General features: G+C 65.5%; 29 protein-coding genes. 13 read left to right on the top strand and 16 right to left on the bottom strand.

Annotation, left to right across the window (positions count from 1 at the left end; all coding sequences use genetic code 11):
- Positions 1-115: 115 nt before the first annotated feature.
- A complete protein-coding gene (locus CO675_RS28525) occupies positions 116-1345 on the top strand; it encodes a c-type cytochrome (protein WP_097675117.1) in 1230 nt (409 codons plus the stop codon).
- Positions 1346-1369: 24 nt separating this feature from the next.
- On the opposite strand, the gene CO675_RS28520 is transcribed toward CO675_RS28525, so the two are convergent.
- Positions 1370-2011, bottom strand: a complete 642-nt coding sequence (locus tag CO675_RS28520; RefSeq protein WP_097675116.1) for a trimeric intracellular cation channel family protein — start codon at positions 2009-2011, stop codon at positions 1370-1372.
- A 157-nt stretch (positions 2012-2168) separates the two neighbouring features.
- On the opposite strand from CO675_RS28520, the gene CO675_RS28515 reads away from it, so the two are divergent.
- Entirely contained in the window at positions 2169-2597 is a 429-nt protein-coding gene (locus tag CO675_RS28515) for a RodZ family helix-turn-helix domain-containing protein (RefSeq protein ID WP_097675115.1), read from the top strand.
- Between the two features lie 65 nt (positions 2598-2662).
- On the opposite strand, the gene CO675_RS28510 is transcribed toward CO675_RS28515, so the two are convergent.
- Genes CO675_RS28510 through CO675_RS28500 form a run of 3 tightly spaced genes read right to left on the bottom strand, consistent with a single transcriptional unit; the run spans position 2663 to position 4232 of the window.
- Positions 2663-3481: an isocitrate lyase/PEP mutase family protein gene (locus CO675_RS28510; RefSeq protein WP_097675114.1), complete on the bottom strand. Its 819-nt coding sequence runs from the start codon at positions 3479-3481 to the stop codon at positions 2663-2665.
- 56 nt (positions 3482-3537) lie between these two features.
- On the bottom strand, positions 3538-3891 hold the full coding sequence (locus tag CO675_RS28505; RefSeq protein ID WP_097675113.1) for an antibiotic biosynthesis monooxygenase family protein: 354 nt from the start codon (positions 3889-3891) through the stop codon (positions 3538-3540).
- Between the two features lie 32 nt (positions 3892-3923).
- Entirely contained in the window at positions 3924-4232 is a 309-nt protein-coding gene (locus CO675_RS28500; protein WP_097675179.1) for an NIPSNAP family protein, read from the bottom strand.
- Between the two features lie 91 nt (positions 4233-4323).
- Here CO675_RS28500 and CO675_RS28495 point away from each other — a divergent pair, with 91 nt between their 5' ends.
- Both CO675_RS28495 and CO675_RS28490 read left to right on the top strand, forming a co-directional pair.
- A complete protein-coding gene (locus CO675_RS28495; RefSeq protein ID WP_050402286.1) occupies positions 4324-5019 on the top strand; it encodes an ArsR/SmtB family transcription factor in 696 nt (231 codons plus the stop codon).
- Positions 5020-5333: 314 nt separating this feature from the next.
- Positions 5334-5603 (top strand): GCG_CRPN prefix-to-repeats domain-containing protein, encoded by a 270-nt coding sequence (locus CO675_RS28490; protein ID WP_092114950.1) that lies wholly within the window; start codon positions 5334-5336, stop codon positions 5601-5603.
- A 69-nt stretch (positions 5604-5672) separates the two neighbouring features.
- Here CO675_RS28490 and CO675_RS28485 read toward each other — a convergent pair whose 3' ends face one another.
- Complete coding sequence (locus CO675_RS28485; protein WP_097675112.1) at positions 5673-5972, bottom strand: twin-arginine translocation signal domain-containing protein; 300 nt, start codon at positions 5970-5972, stop codon at positions 5673-5675.
- A 256-nt stretch (positions 5973-6228) separates the two neighbouring features.
- On the opposite strand from CO675_RS28485, the gene CO675_RS28480 reads away from it, so the two are divergent.
- Positions 6229-6579, top strand: a complete 351-nt coding sequence (locus tag CO675_RS28480) for a cupin domain-containing protein (RefSeq protein WP_097675111.1) — start codon at positions 6229-6231, stop codon at positions 6577-6579.
- A gap of 226 nt (positions 6580-6805) precedes the next feature.
- Here the strand turns inward: CO675_RS28480 and CO675_RS28475 are convergent, their stop codons facing one another.
- The 3 genes from CO675_RS28475 to CO675_RS28465 all read right to left on the bottom strand — a co-directional run bounded on the left by CO675_RS28475 (position 6806) and on the right by CO675_RS28465 (position 9365).
- Positions 6806-7369: a GNAT family N-acetyltransferase gene (locus tag CO675_RS28475; protein ID WP_097675110.1), complete on the bottom strand. Its 564-nt coding sequence runs from the start codon at positions 7367-7369 to the stop codon at positions 6806-6808.
- A complete protein-coding gene (locus tag CO675_RS28470; RefSeq protein WP_097675109.1) occupies positions 7369-7716 on the bottom strand; it encodes a hypothetical protein in 348 nt (115 codons plus the stop codon). The genes CO675_RS28475 and CO675_RS28470 overlap by 1 nt, the downstream gene beginning before the upstream one ends.
- A 116-nt stretch (positions 7717-7832) precedes the next feature.
- On the bottom strand, positions 7833-9365 hold the full coding sequence (locus CO675_RS28465; protein ID WP_097675108.1) for an acyl-CoA carboxylase subunit beta: 1533 nt from the start codon (positions 9363-9365) through the stop codon (positions 7833-7835).
- Positions 9366-9525: 160 nt separating this feature from the next.
- Here CO675_RS28465 and CO675_RS28460 point away from each other — a divergent pair, with 160 nt between their 5' ends.
- On the top strand, positions 9526-9927 hold the full coding sequence (locus tag CO675_RS28460) for a DUF4260 domain-containing protein (RefSeq protein WP_097675107.1): 402 nt from the start codon (positions 9526-9528) through the stop codon (positions 9925-9927).
- Here the strand turns inward: CO675_RS28460 and CO675_RS28455 are convergent.
- Positions 9920-10723, bottom strand: a complete 804-nt coding sequence (locus CO675_RS28455; RefSeq protein WP_158231323.1) for a PilZ domain-containing protein — start codon at positions 10721-10723, stop codon at positions 9920-9922. The two genes, CO675_RS28460 and CO675_RS28455, sit on opposite strands and share 8 nt — an antisense overlap.
- Positions 10724-10884: 161 nt before the next feature.
- On the opposite strand from CO675_RS28455, the gene CO675_RS28450 reads away from it, so the two are divergent.
- Positions 10885-11886: a dienelactone hydrolase family protein gene (locus tag CO675_RS28450; RefSeq protein ID WP_097675105.1), complete on the top strand. Its 1002-nt coding sequence runs from the start codon at positions 10885-10887 to the stop codon at positions 11884-11886.
- A gap of 3 nt (positions 11887-11889) precedes the next feature.
- Here the strand turns inward: CO675_RS28450 and CO675_RS28445 are convergent, their stop codons facing one another.
- A complete protein-coding gene (locus CO675_RS28445; RefSeq protein WP_245452965.1) occupies positions 11890-12816 on the bottom strand; it encodes a DMT family transporter in 927 nt (308 codons plus the stop codon).
- A gap of 154 nt (positions 12817-12970) precedes the next feature.
- Between CO675_RS28445 and CO675_RS28440 the strand changes: the two genes are divergently transcribed.
- Positions 12971-14326 carry an aminotransferase-like domain-containing protein gene (locus tag CO675_RS28440; protein WP_097675104.1) on the top strand — a complete coding sequence of 452 codons (1356 nt, stop codon included), beginning with the start codon at positions 12971-12973 and terminating at the stop codon, positions 14324-14326.
- Between the two features lie 27 nt (positions 14327-14353).
- Here CO675_RS28440 and CO675_RS28435 read toward each other — a convergent pair whose 3' ends face one another.
- The 5 genes from CO675_RS28435 to CO675_RS28415 all read right to left on the bottom strand — a co-directional run bounded on the left by CO675_RS28435 (position 14354) and on the right by CO675_RS28415 (position 18729).
- Entirely contained in the window at positions 14354-15010 is a 657-nt protein-coding gene (locus tag CO675_RS28435) for a carboxymuconolactone decarboxylase family protein (RefSeq protein WP_097675103.1), read from the bottom strand.
- An 84-nt stretch (positions 15011-15094) separates the two neighbouring features.
- Entirely contained in the window at positions 15095-15907 is an 813-nt protein-coding gene (blaOXA, locus tag CO675_RS28430) for a class D beta-lactamase (RefSeq protein ID WP_097675102.1), read from the bottom strand.
- Positions 15908-16038: 131 nt separating this feature from the next.
- A complete protein-coding gene (locus CO675_RS28425) occupies positions 16039-16302 on the bottom strand; it encodes an EscU/YscU/HrcU family type III secretion system export apparatus switch protein (RefSeq protein ID WP_245452964.1) in 264 nt (87 codons plus the stop codon).
- Positions 16299-17879 carry a flagellar hook-length control protein FliK gene (fliK, locus tag CO675_RS28420; RefSeq protein WP_097675101.1) on the bottom strand — a complete coding sequence of 527 codons (1581 nt, stop codon included), beginning with the start codon at positions 17877-17879 and terminating at the stop codon, positions 16299-16301. Before fliK ends, CO675_RS28425 begins: the two co-directional genes overlap by 4 nt.
- A gap of 64 nt (positions 17880-17943) precedes the next feature.
- A complete protein-coding gene (locus tag CO675_RS28415) occupies positions 17944-18729 on the bottom strand; it encodes an ATP12 family chaperone protein (RefSeq protein WP_097675100.1) in 786 nt (261 codons plus the stop codon).
- Between the two features lie 70 nt (positions 18730-18799).
- Between CO675_RS28415 and CO675_RS28410 the strand changes: the two genes are divergently transcribed.
- The 5 genes from CO675_RS28410 to CO675_RS28390 all read left to right on the top strand — a co-directional run bounded on the left by CO675_RS28410 (position 18800) and on the right by CO675_RS28390 (position 25369).
- Positions 18800-19255, top strand: coding sequence for a hypothetical protein (locus CO675_RS28410; protein ID WP_097675099.1), 456 nt, complete (start codon positions 18800-18802; stop codon positions 19253-19255).
- Between the two features lie 346 nt (positions 19256-19601).
- Complete coding sequence (locus tag CO675_RS28405) at positions 19602-21410, top strand: multicopper oxidase family protein (RefSeq protein WP_198964775.1); 1809 nt, start codon at positions 19602-19604, stop codon at positions 21408-21410.
- Positions 21410-23584, top strand: coding sequence for an alkaline phosphatase family protein (locus CO675_RS28400; protein ID WP_097675097.1), 2175 nt, complete (start codon positions 21410-21412; stop codon positions 23582-23584). The genes CO675_RS28405 and CO675_RS28400 overlap by 1 nt, the downstream gene beginning before the upstream one ends.
- Before the next feature lie 140 nt (positions 23585-23724).
- Complete coding sequence (locus CO675_RS28395) at positions 23725-24183, top strand: GNAT family N-acetyltransferase (protein WP_097675096.1); 459 nt, start codon at positions 23725-23727, stop codon at positions 24181-24183.
- 127 nt (positions 24184-24310) lie between these two features.
- Positions 24311-25369, top strand: a complete 1059-nt coding sequence (locus tag CO675_RS28390) for an MBL fold metallo-hydrolase (RefSeq protein ID WP_158231322.1) — start codon at positions 24311-24313, stop codon at positions 25367-25369.
- 14 nt (positions 25370-25383) lie between these two features.
- Here the strand turns inward: CO675_RS28390 and CO675_RS28385 are convergent, their stop codons facing one another.
- The gene (locus tag CO675_RS28385; protein ID WP_158231321.1) at positions 25384-26592 is read right to left on the bottom strand and encodes an amidohydrolase family protein; all 1209 of its coding nucleotides are present in this window, start codon (positions 26590-26592) and stop codon (positions 25384-25386) included.
- Position 26593 lies beyond the last annotated feature (1 nt).

Raw genomic sequence — 26593 nt, 5'->3', positions numbered from 1 at the left:
ATCGCAATTTCGTGCCGGGAATATTGCAGCGCCGTTTCGGTTTCTGTCGCAGGACAGGCCCGCGGCGAAATGGCGTAACGCGTCTTGTGGACCGGAAGGTGCAGAAGGGGAACGGATGCGGCGACGACATCGAACGACCGGCGCGATTCTGGCCAGTCTGCTGTTGTGCAGTGCGTTCGCGGCCCGCGAATGCACGGCTGCGCCAACCGACGACGACATCGTCGCCCGCGGCAAGGCGCTCACGATCGCCGGCGACTGCGCGAGCTGCCACACCGCCGACCCGGCAAAGCCGTTCGCCGGCGGCAAGCGGATCGACACGCCGTTCGGCACGGTGTTTTCGCCGAACCTGACCCCCGATCGCGATACCGGCATCGGCGGCTGGAGCGACGACGATTTCCTGCGCGCGCTGCGGATGGGCGTCGCGCCGAACGGGGCGCATTATTACCCCGCCTTCCCTTACCCGTATTTCACCAAGCTGATCCGCGACGACATCCTGGCGATCCGCGCCTATCTCGCGACGCTTGCGCCGGTCAGCAACAAGGCGCCGCCGCCGGAGCTGCGCTGGCCGCTGAACTACCGGGTGCTGATGCGCGGCTGGAACGCCCTGTTCTTCACGCCGGGCATCATCCAGCCCGACCAAAGCAAGACCGCGGAATGGAATCGCGGCCGCTACCTCGTCGAGGCCCTCGCCCATTGCGGCGCCTGCCACACGCCGAAGAATGCCTTCGGCGCCGACCGGCGTGACCAGGCGCTCAGTGGCAGCATAGTCCAGCGCATGTTCGCGCCGCGGCTCGATGGCGCTGCGCGCAGCGGGCTGAAGTCCTGGAGCGTGGGCGACATCGCCGAATATCTGCAGAGCGGCCGCAACGGGCACAGCCATGCCGGGCCCCTGATGTCCGAGGTGGTGGTCAATTCGACCTCGAAGATGAGCGACGCCGATGTGCGTGCGATCGCGGTCTATCTGAAGGGCCTGCCGGCCGGCGCGCCGGAGCCTGCGGTCACCCCGCCCTCGCCGGCGCAGATGAGCGACGGCGAGCGGATCTATCGCGGCGCCTGCGTCGCCTGTCATGAGCTCGATGGCTCCGGCGCGCCGCGGATCTATCCGCCGCTGCCCGGCAACGCCAATCTGCAATCGGCCAATCCTGCGAGCACGCTGCGCATCATCCTCGACGGCGCGCAGACCCTGACCACGCCGCGCGCGCCGAACGCAGGCTCGATGCCAGCCTATCCGAAGCTGACCGACCAGGAGATTGCCGACGTCGCGACCTATATCCGCAATTCCTGGGGCAATGCGGCGCCGGCGGTGACGGCGGATGAGGTCGCCAAGGCAAGGACAGCGAAATAAGGGCGCGGGCGGCGAAATAGCGGATCAGCGTTCCTCGCCGCTGAACACGAATTTCGGCATCTCCCATTTGTAGCGGATCGCGAGCATCCGGAACGTCAGCCCGAGCACGAAGGTCAGCAGGGTCCAGACCGCTGGGTTGAGGTTCAGTCCGAACGCGGTCGCATAGAACAGCCCCGTCACCACCGAGACGCTGGCGTAGAGCTCGCTGCGAAACAGCAGCGGCACCTCGTTGCAGAGGATATCGCGCAGCACGCCGCCGGCGCAGCCGGTGATCATGCCGGACACGATCACGATCGGCAGCGAAGCGTCGACCTGCCAGGCCACGTCGCAGCCGGCCATCGTGAACACCACGAGCCCGATCGCATCCAGCACCAGGAAGGCGAGGTTGAGCCGGTGCACCAGCCGCGCCAGCAGGATGGTGGCGAAGGCGCCCGCCGCCGCGATCGCCAGGTAGATCGGTTGCGCGACCCAGAGCAGCGGATAATGCCCGAGCAGCACGTCGCGGATGGTGCCGCCGCCGAGCGCGGTGATCGCCCCTAACATGCAGACGCCCGCCCAATCCATGCTGCGCCTGCCGGCCGCCAGCGCCGCCGTCATCGATTGCGCCGCAACGGCAATGAACGAGAGCACGTGCAACACCGAATCGGTGGGCGGCATGGTCCACATGAAATAGCCTCATGGAACAGGTTCGGAACCCTGGGAATCGGCGGTTCCAGCATGAACGGGTTGCAACATTCGCGCGGAACATCCTCACGCGCCAGCCATTGTCCTCTGCGTTTAGCCTACGCGCTTAGCCTTGGGGGGCTAACGGAGGAACTTTCAAATGGCTTACAACCCTGACGATCCGTATCGCGCCAACCTGACCGATGAGGAAATCCGCCGTCAGGCGCGCTTCAACAGCCTGGACAACGAGCTGCAGCCGGATCCGGAACTCCAGGAGGGACCGGCGAGCAGCACCAAGGTCGCGATGTTCGCAGTTGCGGTGGCCGTGGTGCTCGGCGCGCTGTTCTACGGGTTGAACAATACGTCGGTGCACGAGGCCGGCACGACGCCGTCGACGCAGACCGCGCAGACCCAGCCGGTCAACCCGGCCGCGCCGCCTCCGGGCATGCGCGATGTGACGCCGAAGCCGAACAGCCAGCCCGGCGTGACCACCGGCGCGGCGCCGGCCAACCCGTCGACCCCGCCGTCCGACATCAACAAGTCGGACATGAACAAGCCGGCCGCCCCGCCGGCCGAGAATGCCAAGTAACACGTAAGGACACTGACCCGGCGCGAGCGGCGGGCCCCAACGGCCCGCCGCTTTTTGCGCGCGGTCTATTTGAACATCTTGTTGAGCTCGCCGCCGGGATAGCCGTTGGCGAATTCGGTGAAGGTGCCCTTCTCGGCCATTTCCTTCGCCGCCTTCATGACACCGGTCCAGGCCATCCGCGCCAGCGCGCCGCCGACGCTGATCCGGCGCACGCCGAGGTCGGCAACCGCCTGCAGCGTCAGGTCGGACGCGCCGCCGATCAGGAGATTGACCGGCTTCGGCGCCACCGCCTTCACAACCGCGGCAATTTCCTCTCTGGTCGAGATGCCCGGCGCATACAACACATCCGCCCCGGCTTCCGAATAGGCCTGCAACCGCTCGATCACCAGATTGAGGTCCTTCTTGCCCCACAGGAACGCCTCGCAGCGGCCGGTCAGCAGCACGCCGCTGTTGTCGGCATCGATGGCCTTGCGCGCTGCCCGGATGCGCTCCACCGCGAGCTTGTGCTCGAACAGCGGGTTGGCGGCATCGCCGGTGGAGTCCTCGATCGAGAGCCCGGCAACGCCGGTCTTGACGCCGCGCGCGACATTGATCGCGACCTTGTCCGGCTCGACCGCGAAACCGCCCTCGAAATCGGCGTTGACGGGAATGTCCACCGCCGCGCACACCGCGGTCAGGTGATCGCAGACATCGTCGATCGTGACGCGGTTGTCGGCCTTGGCGATGGTCCAGGCAAAGCCGGCGCTGGTCGAGGCCAGCGCCTTGAAGCCGAGATGTTGCAAGGCACGGGCGCTGCCGACATCGAACGGGTTCGGAATGATGAAGCACCCGCTCTCGTGCAGCTTCTTGAAGGCGGCTCGTTTGTCAGCAGTTGGCAGTGGCATTGGTCGCTCCCTGGAGTCATTGGCCGCGCACAGATAGGCACGCGTATATGCGAACGCTAGAGCTTCGCTTCATGCACCGCGCGGCTGTCCTTCGGCGCCTGATCGCGTTCGTTCAAGCCGTAGTCGCGCATCACGCTCGCGACCCGCAGCCGATAATTCTCGAAGATCCGCGCGCGGCCCTTGGCCTGGGTGCGGCGATGCTCGACCGTGTTGCGCCAGGCTTCTACCGCAGCCTCGTCGCGGAAGAATGACAGCGACACGAACTTGCCCTTCTCGGTGAGGCTCTCGAACCGCTCGACCGAGATGAAGCCGTCGATCCCCTGCAGGATCGGCTTCAGCTCGGCGGCCAGGTCGAAATAGAGCTCCCGGTGCTCAGCCTTCGGCCAGACTTCGAAGATCACGGCAATCATGGGCGCCTCCGCGCATTGTTGTTGTGCTGCGACTATAGCTCGACCTTGCGCAGAAATGTCCGTTCCTCGGCGACGATGAAGCGGTTTTGTTCCGCGAAGTTGAAGTTCGCCACGCCCTCGCCGTCCTGGCGCAGCCGCGCGCGATAGGCCTCATAGGCGGCGAGGCTCTCGAACGAGATCAGCGCGAAGCCGATGTTGTTGGTGCCCTCGTGCGGCATCCAGTAGCCGAGCAGATGGCCGCCGCAGCGCGGGATGATCGAGAGCCAGTTCCGCGAATACTCCTCGAACATCGCGCGCTTGAACGGATCGAGCTGGTAGCGGATGAAGACGGTAACGGTCATTTGGGCCTCCTGATGTTTCGTCATTCCGGGCGACGGGCACGATGGACACTACCGCCTTGCCCGACCTCGATGCTTCGGCTATCATCGAACTATGAAAGCAGGACCCGACATCTCCCGGATCGCCGCTCTGGTCGGCGATCCCGCACGCTGCAACATGCTGACCGCGCTGATGACCGGCCGCGCGCTGACCGCGAGCGAGCTGGCGCAGGAGGCTGGCATCACGCCGCAGACGGCGAGCTCGCATCTCGCCAAGCTCGAGGCCGGCGGCCTGATCGAGCCCGAGAAGCAGGGCCGCCACCGCTACTATCGCCTCTCCGACCCCGATGTCGCCGATGTGCTCGAAGGGCTGCAGGGCATCGCCGCCCGCGCCGGCCATATGCGGGTGCGCACCGGACCGAAGGATCCGGCGCTGCGCCGCGCTCGCATCTGCTACGACCATCTCGCCGGCGATCTCGGCGTGCAGATGCTCGACAGCATGCGGCGGCAGAAGCTGGTGCGCCAGAGCAAGCAGGCGATCGAGCTCACCGGCGAAGGCAAGCGCTTCATGGCCGAGGAGCTGCAGATCGATGCCGATGCGCTGACGCATCCGCGCCGTCCGGTGTGCAAGGCCTGCCTCGACTGGAGCGAGCGGCGCCACCACCTCGCCGGCACGCTGGGCGCTGCGATGATGGACCGCTTCACCGAATTGAAGTGGGCCGCGCGCGATGCTGCCCCGGGCAGCCGCGTGGTCAATTTCTCGCGAAACGGCGAGAAGCGGTTCGCAGCGCTGTTCGGCGCGGGCGAGTAGCATCACGCATTCAGGTCGGCATCGTCGCGGTCGTTCGCGAACGCTTGCTCCAGCTTGCATCGTTCTCCGATACGTCTTCACGCGCGCCGCAGCGGTGCGCCGTGCTCGCGATTGCGAATGTTTCAAATTGATGCTGGGCTCACTTGCGTGCGGCGCACTGACGCAGCTGTGAGCTGCAGCATTCATGTCGCATTCAGCCCGCAACATTATGGTCGACGACATCGGGCACGGCTTCTGCAATGATCCGGCCGGGCGAATCGGTAATCTAAAGTTTGTTGCGGTGCCGCAGCGCGGCCGAATTAAAAGGAGAAGACATGAAGTATCTTTTTGCAGCAGCAGTTTTGGTGACGACCGCATTCGCCGGCATCAGCGCAGCTGATGCTGCTGGTGGCTGCGGCCCCGGCTGGCACCGCGGTCCCTATGGCGGCTGCGTCAGGAATCGCGGCCCCGTCGTCGTCGCTCCCGGCCCTGTCGTTGTTGAGCGCCCCGTCGTCGTCGCTCCCGGCGCGGTCGTGGTGGCGCCGCGCGTTCGCGCCTGCCCCTATGGTTTCGCCTGGCGCTATGGCCGCTGCCGCCCGATCTGATCGCGGCACACCTGGATAAACAAAACCCCGCTTCGCGCGGGGTTTTTCTTTTTTGCGGTGATGCCGATGTCACCAGCGGCGCCAGTGATGATGCCTGCGCCAATGGCGGCGGCGCCAGCCCCAATGCCGGTGGTGCCAGCGCCGATGATGCCAGCCGCGATGGCCGTGATGCCAGTGCACCTGCTCGGGCTTCAGGCGACCGACCTCGTCGCCGGTGGTGACGGCCGGATGCGCATCGTTGCCGGCCGGCGTGCGGGCGTCCTGGTTGAGCGGAAGCGGCGCGAGCGGCGCCGCTTGGGCGGTTGCAGCAAAAGTCGCCACACCGGCGGCGACACCGAAGGCCATCTTCAGAAAATCCCGGCGTTCCATGAGAGTTTCCCTTTGTTGCTGAGTTGGACCAACTGCGTCAGCCAGTTTTTTCGCCGCGACCTGAACGCTCGCTGAACCGCGTATTCATGTTTCGGGGAATTCGACGCCGCGTGCTCTGTCCGCAACGACGTGACGTCACACAACCATCACGGCGATGCCTCCTCACGTTCTACCCGTCATGCCGATTCCGACCGTTTCACGCGCGGCCGAACGGAACTAGCATCCCGCATCACAAGAACATCTCCGGGAGGCCGCCATGAAGTCAGGACAACCGATCAAGGATGCCAGCCACCTCTACGACGTCGAGCGCCGCGCCCAGCACGCCGCCCGCCCCGGCTTCCGCATTATGGAGTTGCAACTCTCGCCGACCCAGAAAGTGCCGTGGCACACCCACAGCAACGTCTCCGACACGTTTTATGTGCTGGAGGGCCAGATGCGGCTGTTCCTGCAGGAGCCGAACGAGGAAGTGCGACTCAAACCAGGCGAGGTCTACGCCGTGAGGCCCACCCGCCCTCACCTCGTCACCAATGCCGGCACGACGTCGCTGACGTTCCTGGTTTTGCAGGGCGTCGGGGAATACGATTACGTGCCGCTGGCATCCGGCTAACATCATTGGGCGCGACACTCTCCGCTCGTCGTCCCTGCGAAAGCGGGGAGCCATAACCACAGCGCTGAATTGTCGAAGCAAGCTGTAGCTCCGACGACGCGCAATAACTCTCATTTGGGGTAATGGGTCCTGGCTTTCGCCAGGACGACACCGAACATGTGGCGAGATCCGTGGGTCATGAATCCGCATTCTCGCGACATGAATCGTCCGAGCTTTGCGACAGGGATCAGCCGCGCGGCCATCCCGCTGGCACGCCCCAGACCAGCCCGCGCCACGCCTCGCCGCGCAATGTCAGTGTCGTGAAGTCACGCGCGGGATCGCGCCGCAGATTGAGCCGCGCCATCACAGCCTGCGAGCGCACGTTGTCCAGGCTGGTATATGACACGATCTCACGCAGCCCGGCGTCATCGATTGCGTGCCGCAGCGCCGCATTGGCGCTCTCGGTCGCGTAGCCGTGGCCCCAGGCCTTGCGCGTGAAGCGCCAGCCGATTTCGAAATGCGCGCCGAGCGGATGATCGTTCGACAGCCACGGCATCACGCCCGCATAGCCCAGCAACGAGCCGTCGACATCCTCGACGGCCCATCGGGATATGCCATGGTCGCGCTGCGCAGCAACATATCGCTCGAATTTCTCGTCGCACTCCGCCCGACCAATGGGTCCGCCGTAGTCGGCCATGACGTCGGGATCGGCATGCATCGCCGCGAACGCGTCGCGATGGCGGTCGTTCCATTTGTGAAGTCGAAGGCGCGGCGTTTCGATCATGCGCGTGCCCTCGCCCGCTCCAGCCATCACATCAGCTTCAGCGGCGCATCGTGCACCAGCCGGAGATCGATGTTGCCGATCAACCGCGCACGGCGCGCCTCGGCGGTGCTGATCGCGGCCTCGGTCTGCCGCAACGTGCTCACATTCGATCCAAGCGACACGATGCCGCCGAGCACCAGCGCGATCGATCCGAGCGCTACGGTCTCACCAGAACTGAACAGGCCAAGCAGCGCAGCAAGCAGCAATGCGACCCCGCCTGCGATCGCGACCTTTGACCCGAGAATGATCCGCCGAGATCGCTCGGCGCTCTCGGCAAGCTCCTCGATCTGCGCCTCGATCTGGGAAATCTCGTCGGTCGGCTCGTCGTCGTTCATCAGGTTCGAACCTGTAGGGCGGGTTGGGCGAAGCCGTAACCCGCCGCGGATCATGCGGAGCGAAGTCGGTGGGTTACGCTTCGCTAACCCACCCTACGCTTCGCTTACGATGCTCCTCACAACGGCAGATTGTCGTGCTTCTTCGCGGGGATCTCGACCTTCTTGTCCCTGAGCATCGCCAGCGCCCGTGCGATCCGCCGCCGCGTCGAATGCGGCATGATGACGTCGTCGATGTAGCCGCGCTCGGCGGCGATGAAGGGCGACAGGAAGCGGTCTTCGTATTCCTTGGTGCGCGCAGCGATCTTGTCGGGGTCGCCGATGTCAGAGCGGAAGATGATCTCCACCGCGCCCTTGGCACCCATCACGGCGATCTGGGCGGTCGGCCAGGCGTAGTTCATGTCGGCGCCGATTTCCTTCGAGGCCATCACGTCGAAGGCGCCGCCATAGGCCTTGCGGGTGATGATGGTGACGAGCGGCACCGTGCACTGCGAATAGGCGAACAAGAGTTTCGCGCCGTGCTTGATCAGGCCGCCATATTCCTGCGCGGTTCCGGGCAGGAAGCCCGGCACGTCGACGAAGGTGACGATCGGGATGTTGAAGGCGTCACAAAAGCGCACGAAGCGCGCGGCCTTGCGCGAGGCGTCGCTGTCGAGCACGCCCGCCAGCACCATCGGCTGGTTTGCGACGAAGCCGACGGTGCGGCCGGCGATGCGGCCGAAGCCGGTGACGATGTTCTTCGCAAAAGTCTCCGAGATCTCGAAGAAGTCGCCTTCGTCGACGACCTTCAGGATCAGTTCCTTCATGTCGTAGGGCTTGTTCGGATTGTCGGGGATCAGCGTGTCCAAGGACATGTCGACCCGGCCGATATCGTCGAAGCTCGGCCATTCCGGCACGCCGTCGGTGTTGTTGGACGGCAGGAAGTCGATCAGGCGGCGCATCTGCAACAGTGCATCGACATCGTTCTCGAACGCGCCGTCGGCGATCGAGGAGCGCGTCGCGTGCACCGAGGCGCCGCCGAGTTCTTCCGCCGTCACCACCTCGTTGGTGACGGTCTTCACGACGTCCGGGCCGGTGACGAACATGTAGCTGGTGTTCTTCACCATGAAGATGAAGTCGGTCATCGCAGGCGAATAGACGTCGCCGCCGGCGCAGGGACCCATGATGACGGAGATCTGCGGGATCACGCCCGAGGCCTGCACGTTGCGGCGGAACACGTAGGAATAGCCCGCGAGCGCAGCGACGCCCTCCTGGATGCGCGCGCCGCCGGCGTCATAGAGACCGATGATCGGCGCCCTCGCCTTCATCGCCATGTCCTGAAGCTTTGTGATCTTCAGTGCGTGGGTTTCGGAGAGCGAGCCGCCGAAAACTGTAAAATCCTTGGCAAAGACAAAAGTCTTGCGGCCGTTGACCGTGCCCCAACCGGTGACGACGCCGTCGCCGGGAATCTTGGTCTTCTCCATGCCGAACTCGATCGAGCGGTGCTCGACGAACATGTCGAATTCCTCGAACGAGCCCTTGTCCAGCAGCAGCTCGATTCGCTCGCGGGCGGTGAGCTTGCCGCGGGCGTGCTGCGCCTCGATGCGCTTTTCGCCGCCGCCCAGCTTGGCGCCGGCGCGCCGCTCTTCGAGGGTGTCGAGGATGTCTTTCATTTGTTTCCGCCCGTGTTAGCTACAGTCCGCGTCCCGGCGCGGGCCGGGGCCCGCTTCGTTCGGAATGGCTTTAGCACGGCCATTTCGGAACCGGAAAGGCGCTTGTGACCGGGTTCGGACGCAGAAACGGTAGGATTTTCCGACATCTGGGGAGACAGCGATGACTGATACGACCACGGCCGAGACCGGCGCCGCCACCGGCGGGGTGCGCACCCTGCTCCGGCTGGAGGGGCTGGTGCTGTTCGTCGGAATGACCGTGCTCTACTACAAGTGGGAGGGTTCCTGGCTGGTCTATGTCCTGCTGTTCCTGGTGCCGGACATCAGCTTTGCCGCTTACCTGATCAGCGCGCGGGCCGGCGCCATCGCCTACAACGCCGCCCACACCTATCTGGCGCCGGTGGCGCTGATGACGCTGGGTTTTGCCGGTGAAGGGCCGCTGGTGCTCTCGATCGCGATGATCTGGCTCGCCCATATCGGGATCGACCGCGCGCTCGGCTACGGGCTGAAATACTCAAGAGGGTTTGGCTTCACCCATCTCGGGCGGATCGGAAAGCTCAGCTGAACTGGACGCCGATCCGGCCTTTCCTGCGCCAGATCACGCGGCAATGCCGCTCCGTCGTCTCCATTTCCAGCACGAGGCTGAAGCTGTTGGGGATGACAGCGGGATTCGTCGCCTCGACCGCGGCGCCGGTCGCGGAGAGGTTGCGCACGATGCAGGTCATGCCGCGCCGGGCAAAGCTGATCCGCGCCGCGCGCGTAACGTTGCGCCTGAGGGCCCTGCGCTGGTCGCCAGCGGCCTCGCTGGTCGCACCGGTCGAGAAGCCGGCGCGGATCCTGCCTTGCAGCCGCACGTCCGCCTGCATGTCGAAATGCTTGAGAATGCGTGGCCGGCTTCCGACCACGGTCAATTGCAGGGACGCCAGCAGATGCTCGACCTTCTTGCCGTCGCTGCCGAACGGCAGCAGCAGCCGCTCGCAATCGACTTGCCGATCGTTGGCATCGATGGTCGAGAAGACCATGTACACTGCACAGCCGCTCGTCGCGCATCGCTTCGCCGGCGCCAGCGTAATGCGCCGGAGCGCCATCGAGACCACCTGCTCCATGGTCTTGCCTGCCCAGTCGGAATTGAACGCCTCGGCGACATGCTCACCCTGATACATCGCGCGGAATTTGCGCAGACGTCCCTCGCCTTCGACCGCCCATGCGACGAGTTGCCGGGGATCGTGCATCGCGGGATCCGGTTTCAGCTCGGCGAAAGCGGGAAATGGCCGGCCGGCCGACAGCTGGTCCCAATAAGTCAGCAGTGCGCGCTGGCTTTCCGACCTGACCGCGTCAGGCGCAATCAACCTGAATGGCATCGGCCCCTCGTGTCGCGTCGGCGCGCATGGTCGGAAGTTCGACTTAAGGATCACTGAAAGCTGATCCATAGCCGTGCGGGGCCGTGCTGCGCGCGGCACGAATTACCGCTTGGCATGGTTAGCGCGCGCTTTACAATTCGGCCGGGTCACAGGGGGAGATCATGTTCAGCTACGGTCGCTCGACAGCCATTGGCGCAGTGCTTCTCGGCGTGCTGCTGCTCGCTTGCATCGAGACCAGCGCCCAGCAGATCCCGAAGGAGATCGCGGCGCGCACCGAGATCTACGCCATCCCCTCGGTGACGATTTCCGACCACCAGTTCCTGACCGGCGACAGCAATGGCAAGCCGGTCACCGTCGGCGGCGAATTCCGCATCGCGCAAGGCAGCGGCCGGCTGCCGGTCGTGGTGCTGATGCACGGCTCAAGCGGCGTCGGCGCCGGGATGGACGGCTGGGTCCGCCATTTCAACGCCATGGGCATCTCGACCTTCGTGATCGACGGCTTCTCCGGCCGCGGCCTGACCGCGACCGGGCCGAACCAGGCGCTGCTCGGCCGGCTCAACCTCATCGTCGACATCTATCATGCGTTGGAGATCCTCGCGAAGCATCCGCGGGTCGATCCCGAACGCATCGTGCTGATGGGATTTTCGCGCGGCGGCCAGGCTACGCTTTATGCCAGCCTCGACCGCTTCAACAAGCTCTGGAACAAGTCCGGCGTGCAGTTCGCCGCCTACGTCCCGTTCTATCCGGACTGCTCGACCAGCTATCTCTCCGACACCGAGGTCGCGGCGCGCCCGATCCGGATCTTTCACGGTACGCCCGACGACTACAATCCGGTCGCAAGCTGCAAGGCCTACGTCGCGCGCCTCGCGGCCGCCAAGCGCGACGTAGTACTGACCGAATATCCGGACTCCGCGCATGGCTTCGATGCCGGCCTGATCGGCAACAGCACGGTGGTGGAGGCAACGGGATCGCAGACCGTGCGCCATTGCACCATCAAGGAAGGCGAAGGCGGCGTGCTGCTGAACGCGGCGACGCAGACCCCGTTCAGCTACAAGGATCCCTGCGTCGAGTTGAGCCCGCATGTCGGCGGCAACCCGACCACCGCGCTCGAGGCCCGCAAGGCAGTCAGCGATTTCCTGCAGACGTTGTTCAAGCTGGGCTAGCCGTCAGGCGTAGCGGCGCGCGAACACCACGCAGACGACGACCAACATGGTCGCTGCGATCATCGACCAGGCGACCGGCTCGTGCAGCAGCAGCCCGGCCAGCGCGAGCCCGAAGAACGGCTGCAGCAGCTGCAACTGGCCGACGCTGGCGATGCCGCCGAGCGCAAGGCCGCGATACCAGAACACGAAGCCGACCAGCATGCTGAAGATCGAGACATAGGCGAGCCCGAGCCAGGCCGGCGCGCCGATGCCCTGCCAGCTCGACGGCAGCGTCATGATGGTCATCACGAGCACCACCGGCACCGAGAGCACCAGCGCCCAGGAGATCACCTGCCAGCCGCCGAGCCGGCGCGACAGCGCCGCGCCCTCGGCATAGCCGAGGCCGCAGACGATGATGGCGGCGACCATCAGCAAGTCGCCGGTCAGCGATGCCGATCCGTCACCCGACAGGGCGAAGGCGCCGACCGTCGCGCTGCCGATACAGGAGAACAGCCAGAACAGCGGCTTCGGCCGCTCGCCGCCGCGCAGCACGCCGAACACCGCGGTCGACAGCGGCAGCAGCCCGATGAACACGATCGAGTGCGCCGAGGTGATGTGCTGCAGCGCCAGCGCGGTCAGCAGCGGAAAGCCGATCACGACGCCGAGGGCGACGATGGTCAGCGACACCAGGTCCTTGCGCTGCGGCCAGGGCTGGCGCAGCACCGCCAGCAATACGGCGCCGAGCAACGCCGCGATGACGGCGCGTGCCGAGGTCAAAAACAGCGGCGTAAACCCGGCGACCGCGACGCGGGTCGCCGGCAGCGAGCCGCTGAAGATGATCACGCCGAGCAGGCCGCTGCCCCAGCCCTCCAGCGAAGCGCCACCGCGCCCCTCGCCCGCCCAGGACTTCCCCGACGGAGACTTCCCCGACAACGTCTTGGAATCGCTCATCGCACACCTCGTCTTTCGCGGGCGAAGATAGCGGCGGCGGGCTGGCCAAGGCAGCTACGGATCAGTACAATATCGTCAAACTGTATCGGTAAAGGTAGGCACACACTTGCGGCAACCATCCAGTGCGCCGAAGGCGACCCGAACCACCGACGTGATGAACGCGATCCGCGCCAGGATCGCGAGCCGCGCGCTCGCCGCCGACGACCGCCTGCCCTCGATCCGCAGCTTCGCCGCGACCATGGGCGTCTCGCCCTCGACCGTGGTCGAGGCCTATGACCGGCTCGCCGCCGAGGGCCTGATCCGGGCGCGGCCGGGCTCGGGCTTCTATGTCTCGTCCGCGGCATTGCCGCCGCTGGCGCTCACGAGGGACCAGCCGCAGCACGACCGCGCCGTCGATCCGTTCTGGGTGTCGCGGCAATCGCTCGACGCCGCGAGCGGCGCGCTGAAGCCGGGCTGCGGCTGGCTGCCCGCCGACTGGATGCCGACCGAGGCGCTACGGCGCGCGTTCCGCAACCTGGCGCGGGCCGAGGACGCTGTGCTCGCCGACTACGGTGCGACGCGCGGCTCGCTGGCGCTGCGCCGCATGCTGATGGCGCGGTTCGCCGACGAAGGCCTCGAAGTGTCGCCCGAGCAAGTGCTGCTGACGATGTCCGGCACCCAGGCGATCGACCTGATCTGCCGCTTCCTGCTGCGGCCCGGCGACACGGTGCTGGTCGACGATCCCTGCTATTTCAATTTCCGCGCGCTGCTGCGCGCCCATCAGGTCAAGCTGGTCAGCGTGCCCTACACGCCATCAGGGCCCGATATCACAAGCTTCGAGGCCGTGCTCGAGGCCGAGCGGCCGCGGCTCTACATCACCGTATCAGGGCTGCACAATCCGACCGGGGCGACGATGTCGCCGCAGACCGCGCACCGCGTGCTGAATGCCGCGGCGGCATATGACCTGACGATCGTCGAGGACGACATCTTTGCCGATTTCGAGCCGGAGCCGTCGGCACGGCTCGCAGCGCTCGACGGACTGAACCGCGTGATCCGGATCGGCAGCTTCTCCAAGACGCTGTCGGCATCGCTGCGCTGCGGCTTCATCGCAGGCCGCGCCGACTGGATCGAGCAGCTGGTCGACCTGCAGGTCGCGACCGGGTTCGGCGGCCCCTGTGCGGTCGCGACCGAAATCATCGCGAGCGTTTTGGCCACCGGCTTCTACCGCAAGCATGTCGAGGAGCTGCGCCGGCGGCTGGTGCGGGCCCGCCGCGACGTCGGCGAGAAGCTGCAGCGCATCGGCATCGAGCCGTGGCTGATGCCGCGCGGCGGCTTCCAGCTCTGGTGCCGCCTGCCCGACGGCTGCGACTCCGCCGACGTCGCGCGCGCGGCGCTCGCCGACAACATCGTGCTGGCGCCGGGCAACGTGTTCTCGACCACGCAATCGGCCACCGGCTTCATGCGCTTCAACGTCGCGCAATGCCGCGACCCGAAACTGATGCCGGCGCTACAGCGCGCGATCGGGCGCTGAGACGCGCCCGATCGATGCGGCTGCGCCCTATTTCTCGCCGACCTTGAACGGCTCTTCCTTGCCCGGCGGCACCGTCTCTTCCGCCATCGCCAGCAGCATTGCGACCATCACGTAATTGCCGGCAACCGCGGTGAGATCGACGATCTGCTGATCGTTGAAGATATTCTTGGCCCGCGCATAGGTCGCGTCGGCGACCTTCTTGGTCGTGGTCAGCTCGGTGACGAAATCGTACACCACCGCCTCATCGTCGGCCATTTTCGACGGACGGTTGCCGGCCTTGAGCTCGGCAATGACATCGGCCGACAAGCCGGCCTTGGCCGCGAGCGGCGCATGCGCGAACCACTCGACCTGCGAGCGCCACTGCCGGCCGATGATCAGGATCGCGAACTCGTTGAGCCTGGTCGGCACCGAGGTTTGCCAGCGCAGATAATAGAACAGATCATAGAGTCGCTGGCCGAGCACCGGGCTGCGGATCATCGGATTGTAGGGCCCGCCGATACCGACGCTCGACACCTTCATGATGGCTTCGCCGAGCGGCCGCTGCTGGTCGTTGAGCTGATCCATGGTGAGCTGCGGGAAGCGCGGCTCCTTGCTGGTGGCCGGCGCCGAGAACATTGTGGCCGCGAGCCAGCCGCCGGCTGCGGCCAGCGTGAGCGACGACAGCCAGACGGATACTGATTGCATGGTTTCCTCCGATTTTGCTTTTATCGGAGGATGCTAGTCGAGCGGCGCGGCACTCACCAGCCGCGGCGCACGCAGATCAGATCGTCACAGTGCGACGATATCGGTGAGGCATTGCTGCGTGACGCTCATCCGCGCATCGATCTGCGCCTTAGTCTTGCAGTCCATGTTCATCGCGAACACGGTGACGTCGCTGCCCTTCTCGGCCCAGCCGACCAGCCAGCCGAGCGAGCCGTGCTCCTTGTCGGTCAATCCGGTCTTGGCGCGAATGACGGCGTCGCCGACCTTCGTCACAGGGAGGATGTCGCAGACCAGCTGCTGACTGCGCTTGCCGACCGGCAGCACGCCGCGGCGCAGCCGGTCGAGAAAATCGATCTGCTGCACCGGGTCGACGCGCAGATTGCCGGTCACCCAGAACTGGTCGATGCCGCCGCCGATGTCGCGGTTGCCATAGTCGATCGTGTCGAGATACTTCTGCATCCGCTCCGCGCCGATCCGGCGGGCGATCTCCTGGAACACCGGGAAGGCCGACACCGCGATCGCCGAGCGCAGCGTGTGATCCCTGTTCCAGGCCTCGATGCTGCGCGTTGTGCCATCCCACTTGAAGACGTCTTTGTCCGGGTCCTGCACCACGCCGGTCTCGAGCGCGATCAGCGCGTTCGGGATCTTGAAGGTCGACGCCGGCAGCCTGCCCTCGCCCGAGCGAACCTTGTCGCTCGCGATGATCAGATAGTCGTCGATCTTGTAGCCGACGAAGGTGCCCTCGGTGCCGAGATCGAAGAACCTCTTTTGCAGATCCTCGCGAAACTCGCTGCGCTGGTACGACACGTTGGCGAAGCTGCGCGACGGCAGGATGGCGGCGGCAGCGAACAGACCGAGCGCATGGCGGCGATGGATCACGACAGGACCTGGCTAATTCGGGTTGGCGACGATGCTGATGCCATCGTGGTGAAAGGATGGCAATGGGACTCACTTGTTTGACGCGTTTTCTTTGCGCGAACCGGTGCCCACTCCGCTTGAAAACGCTATTGCTAGCGCGCCTGGCCCGACATCCGCAGCACGAACACCAGCACTTCGGCGACGGCCTTGTAGAGCTCGGCCGGGATTTCGTCGCCGAGCTCGACGTTGGAGAGCGCGCCGGCCAAAACCTCGTTCTCCTCGATCGGGATGTCGTTGGCCTTTGCGACCTCGATGATCTTGGCGCCGATCGCGCCCTTGCCTTTCGCCACCACGCGCGGCGCGCCGGCGTGGTCGTAATGCAATGCGACCGCGAGCTGGTTCTGCGTCTCGCTCATGATGCGCGATCCAGGAAATGGCCGGCGCGTGCGGGCGCGGGCTGCGGCGGGCTGCCGTCGCGGATTTCGATGTCGCCGGGCGTAAGCTCTGCCCTGGTCAGCGCCAGGCTCAGTTCGGAAGCGCCGGCGCGCAATTGGGCCGCGGTCGACGGACGCTCCGCCCACATCCGCACCGAGGTGCGCTCGCCGTTCAGCGAGACCAGCGCGTGCACCGGCCCGGCCGGCTCGACGTCGAGGGTGAAGCGCGCCCGCCACACCCGCTTGGCGGCTTCGACCTCGTTGCCGCCGCCGTCGCGGGAAATCTCGAACTGCGCCATCGCCGTGCCCTGCTGGATCAGGAACGGAATCTCGAAATTCCAGCGCGGCACCATGGCATCGACCTGTGGGCGCGTGCCGTCACCACGGTCCGGCAACGAGGCGATCTGCAGCAGTGTCTGCCGCGCCAGCGCCGCGTCGGTGTTTTCCAACAGGCGATGCGCGGCGCTCGAGAGCGGCGTGCCTGATGTAATCGACGGCTCGGCAACGGCCTGCGCCGACGGCAGCGCACCGTGAAACGGCGGCGGCGGCGTGCTGCCGCGTGCGGGCACGTCGCCGGGCAGCATCTCCCGCGGCGTGGCGCCCTGCCGTGCCGGATTGCCGAGTTCGTGCAACGCTTCCTGAATGAGATTGAGCGCGCCGCCGGATGACGGGCCGGCATCGAGCGCGTCCGCGAGCGCGCCGGCAAGGCGGGTGGCGCCGCGGGTGAGATCCTCGGCAACCGGCACGCGCGCCTGCGGCAGCAGGATCTCCTGAACCTCGAGTTCGGGCATGCCTGATGGCACAATGCTCGGCGCCGTGCCGGTGCTGGCGAGCGCCGGCTGCTGCAGCGGTGTGGAGGCAGGCCTTGTGGCATCGCCGGCGCCGAGCGAGGTCAGCGCCTGGCGCAGCACGATCAGCGCGGCCTTCAGGTCGGGCACGCCGCCGCTCGCCGGTGCTACGCCCGCGGCGAGCGTCGTCTCCAGCAGCACGCCGGATTTCTGGAAACCGGCCTTGACGGCATCGCCGCTCAAATTCTCGGTGAGGCCGGTCTGCTGCGCCAGCACCTGCGCGATCGCGGCCTGCAGCTTCGGCGGCAGATTGGCCGTGGCGACCGCAGTGAGATTGGCAAACAGCGGCGCCTGGCTGCCCTGCACGGCCGCCGCATGCTGAGCCGTCGCGGTGATGGTGATGCGCTCAAGCGGCGACAGCGCGGCCTTCGGCGCCGCGGCGACGGGTTGCGGAGCGGCGGTGACGTTGGCCGCCGCCGGCGACAATTGGACGGCATCGCCCGCCTCGGCCCCCGGCCCGACCAGTTGCAGGCGGATGCCGTCGCTGGTCTGCGAGACCGCAAGCTGCAGGTTCTGGCCCTGCTGCAGCGGCACCTCGGTCTGGACGTCGATCGACAGGCTCGCGATCGCAATCCGCACCAGTTCGGCGGACAAGACCTTCAAGACTTGCGCGTTGACGACGCTGCCGGCCTCCAGCGTGAGATCAGGCGCAACGCTATCCGCCTCCTTCGAGGCGAGCACCGGCAGCACGGGATTGACGGCAAGTGCCATGTCGGAGGTCTCGGCCAGGCGGCAGGATCGAGCCGCAGGCTAGCCCGGCGCCGTAAAGGTCTCGTTAACCGGCAGCTGGCCTGAACGCCCTCAGGACGCCGGCGGCGGCCTTGAAATCGGCCTGCCGGGCAGCGCGGCGCGCGGCGACCTCCTCGTCGACACCCCACTTCTCGATGTTCCAGTCCTCGTCGACGTGGGCGGCGGCCCAGACCTCGTCCTCGCCGCGGACGCCATGGGCCAGCGCCAACGCCAGCAGCGCCGAGCCGGTCAGGGTCGTCACCACATGGAGTGCCGCGACCGACCACGGATCGGTCGGGAACGCCGCACGCGCCGCCTTGATCGCGGGTTCGGGCTGGCCGACATGCATGACCCCTTCGGCCATCACGAAATGGGCACCGAGCGCATCGGCGGCCCAGAACAGGATCGGGTCCCAGTGCTGGGCCTCGCGCGCCACCAGCGCCTCGGGATGGCCGGCGCGATAGAACAGCAGGTCGCTGCCGAGGAATTTGGCCGCATCGTCGGCGACCTCGTCGACGCGATCGATCACCCCCTCGATCACGCTGTTGGCAAGGCGCGTCAGCGGCATGGTCATGGGATCGATGGTCTCGCCCTGTGCATTCCATTCCGCCGCGACCGCATCCGCCATGGCGCGGGTCGGCACCACGACCGGCTTGCCGGACGGCGAGCGGACCTGCTTGCCGTCGAGCGTGATCGAAAATCCACCATCGGCCTCGGCCACGCCGGCGCTGGTGTAGAAGCGCTTGCGCTGGGGCGTGCGGATGTGACGCCGGACAGCCTCCTGCGGATCGAGCGGGGATTGGTCTGGGACGTCGTCAAAGAGTTCGCGCATCGCGCCGGTCGGCTTTCGTTCGGGAGGATTTCCCTGCAAGATACGTCAGCGGCAACGGCAAATAAAGCTGATGGGACGCGTCCAAATCCTCGCCGGTTTCCTGCTCGTTGCGGCCGCCCTCGGGGCCGCCCGCGCCGACGCCGGGTTCCGCTCGCCGGAATCGCTGATCCGCAACGTCTACGCCTATTACGGAAAAGGCAGCCCGGCGTTTTCCAACGGCCTGCCGCGCGACGAGGAAACGGCACGCCAATACTTCGATGCCCCCCTGCGCGGCGTCTGGACTGCTCTGCACGATGCGCCGTACGATTTCCTGGTGCAGAGCCCGACCTGGCGGCTCGGCCCGATTTCGATCGCGATCCCGCGCCGGCAGTTCGACAAGACCGACGTGACGGTGACATTCGACAATGAAGGCCGCGCGGTCACGCTCAACTTCATCGTCGTCAACAGTCCCGACGGCTGGGTGATATCGGACGTCGAGAGCCCGCACGATTCGCTGCGGATGTTTCTCGTACAGTTCAAGCGCTGATCTCGCTTGTCGGCACGACGGCAGATGACGAGATCGGCGACACCGAAAAAATATCTGACGTTCGCCTGCGCGTCCTGCTTTCTCCGCAATTCAGCCGGCGAATGGTCCATCCGGTTGATTGGTCAGCGAGTTTGAACATCGCACGCACGCTCCGCGTCGAAGTGCCGCAAGTTCCTGTCATCTGCGTGTTAAGAACCTGCCAGATTCCGGCAACAACGCGCGGCTAGCGTCCCGATACCAAACAGAAGCATTTGTCGACCATTGCGGTCGCAAGACGTGGACTGACGTCACGTGGGGGGCGTCCGTGCGCGCTTGCGCGCCTATGTCGACGTATTGGCAGGGCGGCGTGGCACGACGACTTTCGACCGTTTGTTGTGTCATCGCCGCGGCCTGCCTCGGGCTTGCTGCGAGCGGCGCAATGGCGTGGCTCGGCGCAACCGGCCTTCAGGATGCGCCGCGAGCGCAACGCGACGTCTGTGCGCGGCCCGAACCCGGAAGCGCGATCGATGACCCCGCCGAGCTGCGCAGCCGCGACGGCGTGCTCGAAACCGACCTCAGCATCCACGATCAGAAGCTGCCGGATGGCACGAGCCGCTATTGCTATCTGACACCGGACGGCAAGCCGTCGCCGACCTTGCGCGCGAAGCCGGGCGATCAGCTGGTCATCCATTTCAAGAACGACCTCGTCGACCTCGACACGGCAACGCCTGCGATCGACCGCCCGCTCGCCGGCGCGCCGATCTGCACGACGCGAAAGCAAGTCGACGTTTGCGAGAGCGGCGCGATGACGCCGATCTCGACCAATCTGCACTTCCACGGGCTGACGGTGCCGCCGGTCTGCCATCAGGATGATGTGCTGAAGACCTCGATCCAGCCCGACGACGCACCGTTCGAGTACCGCTTGCGCATCCCGGACGACGCGCCGCCCGGCCTCTATTGGTATCACCCGCATCTGCACGGCTTCAGCAAGACGCAGGTGCTCGGCGGCGCCTCAGGCGCCATCATCATCGAAGGCATCGAGCGCGCCGATCCACAGCTCGCTGGCCTCCCCGAGCGTCTGCTCGTGATCCGCGACCAGGATCTCGTCAATCCCGACGCGCCGCCGTCGAAATCCGAGCCGGTCATGACCAAGAGCCAGCTCGACAATGACGGCGACGTCGCCAACTCCGGCACCGGCTTCGGCAAGCCGTCGAAAGATCTCTCCGTCAACTTCGTGCCCGTGCCCTTTCCGAACTATCCGCCGGCGACGCTGACGATGAAGCCGGGCGAGCGGCAGCTCTGGCGGGTGCTGAACGCGTCCGCGATCACCTATCTCAACCTCGCGCTGCTGGTCGGCCGCGCGCCACAGCGGATCGGAATCGTCGGGCTCGATGGCGTGCCGCTGCAATTCCAGGGCAGCCCCTCGCCGTCAGTGCAATGGGTCAACCATATCGGCCTGCCGCCGGGCTCGCGCGCCGAATTCATCGTCGAGGGACCGCCGGCCGCCGGCTCGGCGTTGCTGGTGACACGCGCGGTCGACACCGGGCCCGCCGGCGAGAACGATCCCAACCGCGCCCTGTTGGCGATCACGTCCTCAGTCGATGCAAGCGAACCGCAGGCCGTGCTGCCCGCTCACGCCGAGCCGCTGCCGCGCCCGGAGCGGCCGTGGGTCGGGACCGTCGCACCGGTGCGCGTCAGAAAACTGTTCTTCTCCGAGCAGCCGGAGAACCCGAACGATCCAAACAGCCCGACCAAGTTCTTCATGACGCTCGACGGAGAGACGCCGAAACCGGTCGATCCGCAATCGGATATTCCCGACATCACCGTGAGGCAAGGCGACGTCGAGGACTGGATCATCGAGAACCGCTCGATGGAGCTGCATGATTTCCACATCCATCAGCTGCACTTCCAGCTGCTCGACTGGTCCGGCGTCGCCGTCAACGAGCCGTTCCTGCGCGATACCGTCAACGTCCCCTACTACAACGGCCGGATGCTGAAATATCCGAGCGTGCGCCTGCGCATGGATTTTCGCGATCCCAACATCGTCGGCACCTTCGTCTACCACTGCCACGTCCTCGAGCATGAGGACGGCGGCATGATGGGGCGCATCAGGGTCGTGCCGCAAGACACCGCAAGTTCCACCAAGCCACCTAGTCTGCAAAAAGGAGAGCTTTAATGCGCGACAAGCACAGGTCACGTTGGCTGCAGGGTTGCCGCCTCACCCTCAGCGCGCTTGCGCTGGGCCAATTCACCGCCGGCCCGGTGCTTGCGGATGACTGGAATCATCACGGCGGGCACGAGACACGGTCGCCGATCAAGCACGTGATCGTCATCATCGGCGAGAACCGCAGCTTCGACCACGTGTTCGCGACCTACGTGCCTGAACGGCACGACCAGAGCGTGTTCAACCTGCTGTCGCAGGGCATCGTCAAGCTCGATCACAACAAGAATGCGATCCCCGGGCCGAACTTCGAGAAGGCGCATCAGCAGGCAGCGACCGATACCGGCCTGAACGACGCGTTCCTGCTGAGCCCGCCGAAGCAGAACTTCCCCAAGGATCAACTGCCGGCTCCGCTCGTCGGCGGCCCCAAGGTCTCCTACATCCCGAACAAATGCGGCAGCTCGCCGATCACCACCTGCGAGGCGTCGCTCGTGCTTGCGCAGCAGTCGGAATCCGGCCTGCCGTCCGAGTACTACCAATTCCTGCTGTCCGGCGGCACCGGCCAGAGCTCGCAGACCCCCGACCAGCGCATCACCAATGTCAGCGCGCTGCCGGCCGGTCCGTTCCAGCTCACCAACACCGATGCGATGCCCTACGACTCCTATTCGGCAAGCCCGGTGCATCGCTTCTACCAGATGTGGCAGCAGCTGAACTGCAACTACTCGGCGGCCAACCGCGACAATCCGTCGGGCTGCGGCGGCAATCTGTTCGCCTGGGTCGAAGTCACCGTCGGCGCCGGCGCCAACGGTGCGGCACAGCCCTCCAACTTCTCCACCGACTATTCGCCGACGGCGACGACCACGGGCGAAGGTTCGACGGCGCTCGGCTTCTACAACGTGCAGAAGGGTGACGTGCCCTACTTCACCTCGCTCGCGCAGAAATATGCGATGAGCGATAACTTCCACCAGTCCGTCAACGGCGGCACCGGCGCCAACCACATCATGTTTGGTCATGCCGACATGCTCTACTTCAGCGACACCTACGGCAACGCCGCGGTGCCGCCGAACGGCACGCAGGTGTTCGGCGGCACGCCCGACGCCGGCATCGTCCATCAGATCGAGAATCCGAATCCGGCTTCCGGCACCAACAACTGGTACACCGAAGACGGCTACGGCGCCGGCGGCAATGGCGGCTTCCCGCCGCCCTTCCAGACCAGCCCGGTGTCCGGCGGCGGCTCCTACAGCGACTGCTCGGATCCGACCCAGCCCGGCGTCAAGCCCATCCTGGACTATCTGAAGGGGATCCACATCAACGCGAACTGCGAACCGGGTCACTATTATCTCTTGAACAACTACAATCCCGGTTACTTCGGCAACGGCAAGAACGCCTACACTGACACCAACCCGTCCAACACGCCATTCACGATCCCGCCGTCGACCCGCAAGAGCATCGGCGACAGCCTGAACGAGCGGAACATCTCCTGGAAATATTACGGCGACCAGTGGAACAACTACGTCAACGATCCCTACCAGCTCAACTGGGGCGTAGCTGGTCCGAACGCCGACGAGTACTGCAACATCTGCAATCCGTTCCAGTACGACACCTCGATCATGTCGCACCCGGACCAGGTCGCAGCCCATATCAAGGACTCGGTTGATCTCTACTCCGACCTCTCCAAGCACTCGCTGCCGGCGGTCTCCATCGTCAAGCCGAGCGGCTTCACTGACGGTCACCCGTCGTCCTCCAAGCTCAACCTGTTCGAAGGCTTCGCCAAGAAGATCGTCGACCAGGTCCAGGCCTCGGACTATGCGAAGGACACCGCGATCTTCATCACCTTCGATGAAGGCGGCGGCTACTTCGACTCCGGCTATGTGCAGCCGCTCGACTATTTCGGCGACGGCACGCGTATTCCGCTGATCGTGGTGTCGCCGTTCGCGCGGCACGGCCACATCTCGCATGAATATGCCGATCACGTCTCGATCATCAAATTCATCGAGCGGAATTGGCGCCTGGAGCCGATCACGAACCGCAGCCGCGACAACTTCCCGAACCCGGTTGCGGCGCCCGGCAATCCCTATGTTCCGGTCAACAGCCCGGCGCTCAGCGATCTGTTCGACTTCTTCGACTTCGACGGCGGCGGCCATCATCATGGTGACGGCGACGATCAAGGCGGCAACTGGAACCACTGATCACCGCACCTCGCGACACAACGATCCGCCGGCCCGAAAGGCCGGCGGATTTCGTTTTGCGTCAAGCTGGATGTCCATAACCTGTGCGAGCCTGTAACGTGCCTGGTGACACCGATCTCACCTCCATGGACTCCTGTTCAATGACGTCAATTTCTTTCCGCAAGGCTCAGCCCGCCGACCTTCCGGCGATCATTGCTCTCCTCGCCAACGACGTGCTGGGGCAGCAGCGCGAGGATCCGAGCTCGCCGCCGAACCGACGCTATGTCGACGCATTCGATGCCATCCTCGCCGATCCCAACCAATTGCTGGTCGTGGCAACCCTCGACGACGAGGTGATCGGGACCCTTCAACTCAGCTTCATTCCCGGAATGGCACGCCTGGGCGCCTGGCGCGGGCAGATCGAGGCGGTCCGGATTGCCGAGATGCATCGCAGCTCGGGCGTCGGGCAACAGATGTTCGAATGGGCGATCGCACAATGCAAAGCGAGAGGTTGCGATCTCGTGCAGCTGACGACCGATAAGGCACGCCCCGACGCACACCGCTTCTATGAGCGCCTGGGATTCGTCGGCAGCCATCTCGGCTACAAGCTGATGCTTTGAGCTTGCCGCACCTTGCGGCGAGACCACGCGCGATCACAACACCTCGATGCGATGCGCCCGGGCGTTGAGATGTGGCGCCGACTTTGGCAGTCTCGGTGCAGACCGGAACGACGCGGGAGCCGACAGCATGCGGCACTTCATTCTTCCGATACACCTGCTGGCCATTATCTGGCTGCTGCTACCGCTTCCAGCCCAATCGGCGCCCTGCCTGCTCGTCACCTTGACCGGCACCATGAGCGGTCCCGCCTTGCGCAATGGTGTGGCGGGCGCCGGCACACTTGTGGGCTACGGAGACGACAGTGCCGATTGCGGAACGCTGAAGCTGCAGTTCGACGCAGGCCGCGGCACCGAACTGCGGCTGTCGCAACTGGACGTCGAACCCGGCCAGGTCGACGCCGTCTTCCTCACGCATATGCACTCGGATCACACCGAGGGCCTCGTCGACCTGCTGCTCGCGCGCTGGAACTGGAATTCCGCTGGGCCCAAGCTCGATGTCGTCTGCAGCAGCGATGCACCCTCGCCGCTCGGCTTCACCTTGAGCTGCGGCAAGTATGTCGCGCATATCGGCGACGCCTTCATTCAGTCCGGCGAAATCGCCCAACGGGTTTCAGAGGACAAGAGACGGTTGGCCGACGGCCCCGCCGAACTTGTGCATCTCATCACATTCGAGCCGACGGACGAGCCACAGGTGATCTGGTCGAAGGGCGAAGTCCGGGTCAGTGCGATCCGCTCGACCCACATCGCAGGCCACGCCTCCTATCGCGTCGACACGCCGGCCGGCAGCGTCGTGATCGGCGGCGATGCCAGCAATGACAGTGCCGCTCCGCCGCGGGCGACGTCGACGTCGGCGCAAGTCGAGAAGCTGGCACAAGGCGCCGACGTGATCGTGCACTCGACCATGCATCCCATCATGGGTCCGGAGCGCGACAGCGGCATGCCGCCGCCCGTCTTCTACCGCCAGAGCCTGGCGCCCGACCTCGGCGCCATGGCACAACGCGTGGGCGCCAAATACCTGATGCTGACCCACCTCGCGCCGCAGGTCGGGGCAACGCATCACGGCCCCTACAAAGTGCCCGGGGGTGCGCTCACCGAAGCGGACTATCGCGCCGCCGCAGAGGCCGGCGGATTCACCGGCTCGACGATCGTCGGCTCGGATCTCGCCACCTTGCGCCTTCCCGCCAAATAAACCGGCGCAGCCGTTCACGGCTTCCGATAGATCACGTGACCGGCACGGATCGTGGTGCTCACTTTCGCAAGATTGGCGACGTCGCTGAGCGGATCGCCGTCGAGCACCACGAGATCGGCATCGAAGCCCGGCTCCACCTTGCCCTTCTTCGCGGCCTTGAAGAACCGCGCCGGATTGGTGGTCAGCGAGGCCAGCACCTGGCGCTCCGACAGCGCGCGGTGCATCAGCTGGACTTCCTGCGTGGTGTCGTATTGCTTGGTGAAGCCGACATCGGTGCCGAACAGCACGGTGCCGCCGTTGTCAGAGAACTGCTTGAGCTGGTTGACGGTCGCGGCCACCAGACGGTTGGTGACGTTGGGGTCGAGAACCACCGTCGTGAACAGCGACAATGTCGGGATCAGCGCCGTCCCCTGCGCCTTGAACCGCGCTAGCTGGTCATCCGTGTAGCTCCGCTCGCTGGGCGTCGTGTGCGCCAGCACGTCGACGTCCGCTGCGATCACCGTCTCGACGCCGATCTTGTTCTGCGGATGCGCAAACACCGGCCTGCCCTGCGCATGCGCGACATCGACGGCCGCCTTGGCGATCGCCGGGTCCATGTTGATCACGGGCTTGTCACCCATGAACGCGCCGGTGAACAGCTTGATGCCGTCCTCGCCCATCGTGAGCCAGTCGCGCGCCCACTTCGCCGCCTCCTCCGGTGTCGCGGCTTCAGGAAGCTGGATTTCGGGCGGCAGATAGACGGGATGCCCGCCCTTGGGAAACACGTTGCCGGCGAGCAGGATGGTGGGGCCGGCGACTTCACCCGCCGCGATGCGCTTGCGCAGCGGCAGCGTGTTGCGTGGATCGGAACCGAGATCCCAGACTGTGGTGAAGCCCCATCGGGTCAGCATCTCCTGCATGTGCTGCGTCAACGGTGCGGCGGGCGCCTCGCCGGCATTGTGCCAAACATGTTCTGTGAAATGCACGTGGCTGTTCCAGAACCCGGCAACGACAGTCTTGCCGCTGCAATCGATCAGGCGCGCGTCCGAGGGCAGCTTGACGTCGCCGGACTTGCCGACCGCGCTGATGACGCCGTCCGTGATCACGATCGCCGCATCCGGCAGCGCAGCCGCATCAGCCGTTGCGTAAAGCGTGCCGCCACGGAGCACCACGGTCTCGGCATGTGCAGGAGCGAGAGCCGAGCCAATCAGGAAAAGCGCGACGCGTAGCCAGGTCCCGGTCATG

Source organism: Bradyrhizobium sp. C9 (assembly GCF_002532045.1).
GTDB lineage: Bacteria > Pseudomonadota > Alphaproteobacteria > Rhizobiales > Xanthobacteraceae > Bradyrhizobium.
The sequence above is the reverse complement of the archived record's forward strand: the minus strand, read 5'-3'. Positions and strand labels throughout refer to the sequence as shown.

Coding starts and splice junctions, on each gene's coding strand:
- CO675_RS28525 (WP_097675117.1), top strand. CDS start 116: ATGCGGCGACGACATCGAACGACCGGCGCGATTCTGGCCAGTCTGCTG.
- CO675_RS28520 (WP_097675116.1), bottom strand. CDS start 2,011: ATGTGGACCATGCCGCCCACCGATTCGGTGTTGCACGTGCTCTCGTTC.
- CO675_RS28515 (WP_097675115.1), top strand. CDS start 2,169: ATGGCTTACAACCCTGACGATCCGTATCGCGCCAACCTGACCGATGAG.
- CO675_RS28510 (WP_097675114.1), bottom strand. CDS start 3,481: ATGCCACTGCCAACTGCTGACAAACGAGCCGCCTTCAAGAAGCTGCAC.
- CO675_RS28505 (WP_097675113.1), bottom strand. CDS start 3,891: ATGATTGCCGTGATCTTCGAAGTCTGGCCGAAGGCTGAGCACCGGGAG.
- CO675_RS28500 (WP_097675179.1), bottom strand. CDS start 4,232: ATGACCGTTACCGTCTTCATCCGCTACCAGCTCGATCCGTTCAAGCGC.
- CO675_RS28495 (WP_050402286.1), top strand. CDS start 4,324: ATGAAAGCAGGACCCGACATCTCCCGGATCGCCGCTCTGGTCGGCGAT.
- CO675_RS28490 (WP_092114950.1), top strand. CDS start 5,334: ATGAAGTATCTTTTTGCAGCAGCAGTTTTGGTGACGACCGCATTCGCC.
- CO675_RS28485 (WP_097675112.1), bottom strand. CDS start 5,972: ATGGAACGCCGGGATTTTCTGAAGATGGCCTTCGGTGTCGCCGCCGGT.
- CO675_RS28480 (WP_097675111.1), top strand. CDS start 6,229: ATGAAGTCAGGACAACCGATCAAGGATGCCAGCCACCTCTACGACGTC.
- CO675_RS28475 (WP_097675110.1), bottom strand. CDS start 7,369: ATGGCTGGAGCGGGCGAGGGCACGCGCATGATCGAAACGCCGCGCCTT.
- CO675_RS28470 (WP_097675109.1), bottom strand. CDS start 7,716: ATGAACGACGACGAGCCGACCGACGAGATTTCCCAGATCGAGGCGCAG.
- CO675_RS28465 (WP_097675108.1), bottom strand. CDS start 9,365: ATGAAAGACATCCTCGACACCCTCGAAGAGCGGCGCGCCGGCGCCAAG.
- CO675_RS28460 (WP_097675107.1), top strand. CDS start 9,526: ATGACTGATACGACCACGGCCGAGACCGGCGCCGCCACCGGCGGGGTG.
- CO675_RS28455 (WP_158231323.1), bottom strand. CDS start 10,723: ATGCCATTCAGGTTGATTGCGCCTGACGCGGTCAGGTCGGAAAGCCAG.
- CO675_RS28450 (WP_097675105.1), top strand. CDS start 10,885: ATGTTCAGCTACGGTCGCTCGACAGCCATTGGCGCAGTGCTTCTCGGC.
- CO675_RS28445 (WP_245452965.1), bottom strand. CDS start 12,816: ATGAGCGATTCCAAGACGTTGTCGGGGAAGTCTCCGTCGGGGAAGTCC.
- CO675_RS28440 (WP_097675104.1), top strand. CDS start 12,971: ATGAACGCGATCCGCGCCAGGATCGCGAGCCGCGCGCTCGCCGCCGAC.
- CO675_RS28435 (WP_097675103.1), bottom strand. CDS start 15,010: ATGCAATCAGTATCCGTCTGGCTGTCGTCGCTCACGCTGGCCGCAGCC.
- CO675_RS28425 (WP_245452964.1), bottom strand. CDS start 16,302: ATGAGCGAGACGCAGAACCAGCTCGCGGTCGCATTGCATTACGACCAC.
- fliK (WP_097675101.1), bottom strand. CDS start 17,879: ATGGCACTTGCCGTCAATCCCGTGCTGCCGGTGCTCGCCTCGAAGGAG.
- CO675_RS28415 (WP_097675100.1), bottom strand. CDS start 18,729: ATGCGCGAACTCTTTGACGACGTCCCAGACCAATCCCCGCTCGATCCG.
- CO675_RS28410 (WP_097675099.1), top strand. CDS start 18,800: ATGGGACGCGTCCAAATCCTCGCCGGTTTCCTGCTCGTTGCGGCCGCC.
- CO675_RS28400 (WP_097675097.1), top strand. CDS start 21,410: ATGCGCGACAAGCACAGGTCACGTTGGCTGCAGGGTTGCCGCCTCACC.
- CO675_RS28395 (WP_097675096.1), top strand. CDS start 23,725: ATGACGTCAATTTCTTTCCGCAAGGCTCAGCCCGCCGACCTTCCGGCG.
- CO675_RS28390 (WP_158231322.1), top strand. CDS start 24,311: ATGCGGCACTTCATTCTTCCGATACACCTGCTGGCCATTATCTGGCTG.
- CO675_RS28385 (WP_158231321.1), bottom strand. CDS start 26,592: ATGACCGGGACCTGGCTACGCGTCGCGCTTTTCCTGATTGGCTCGGCT.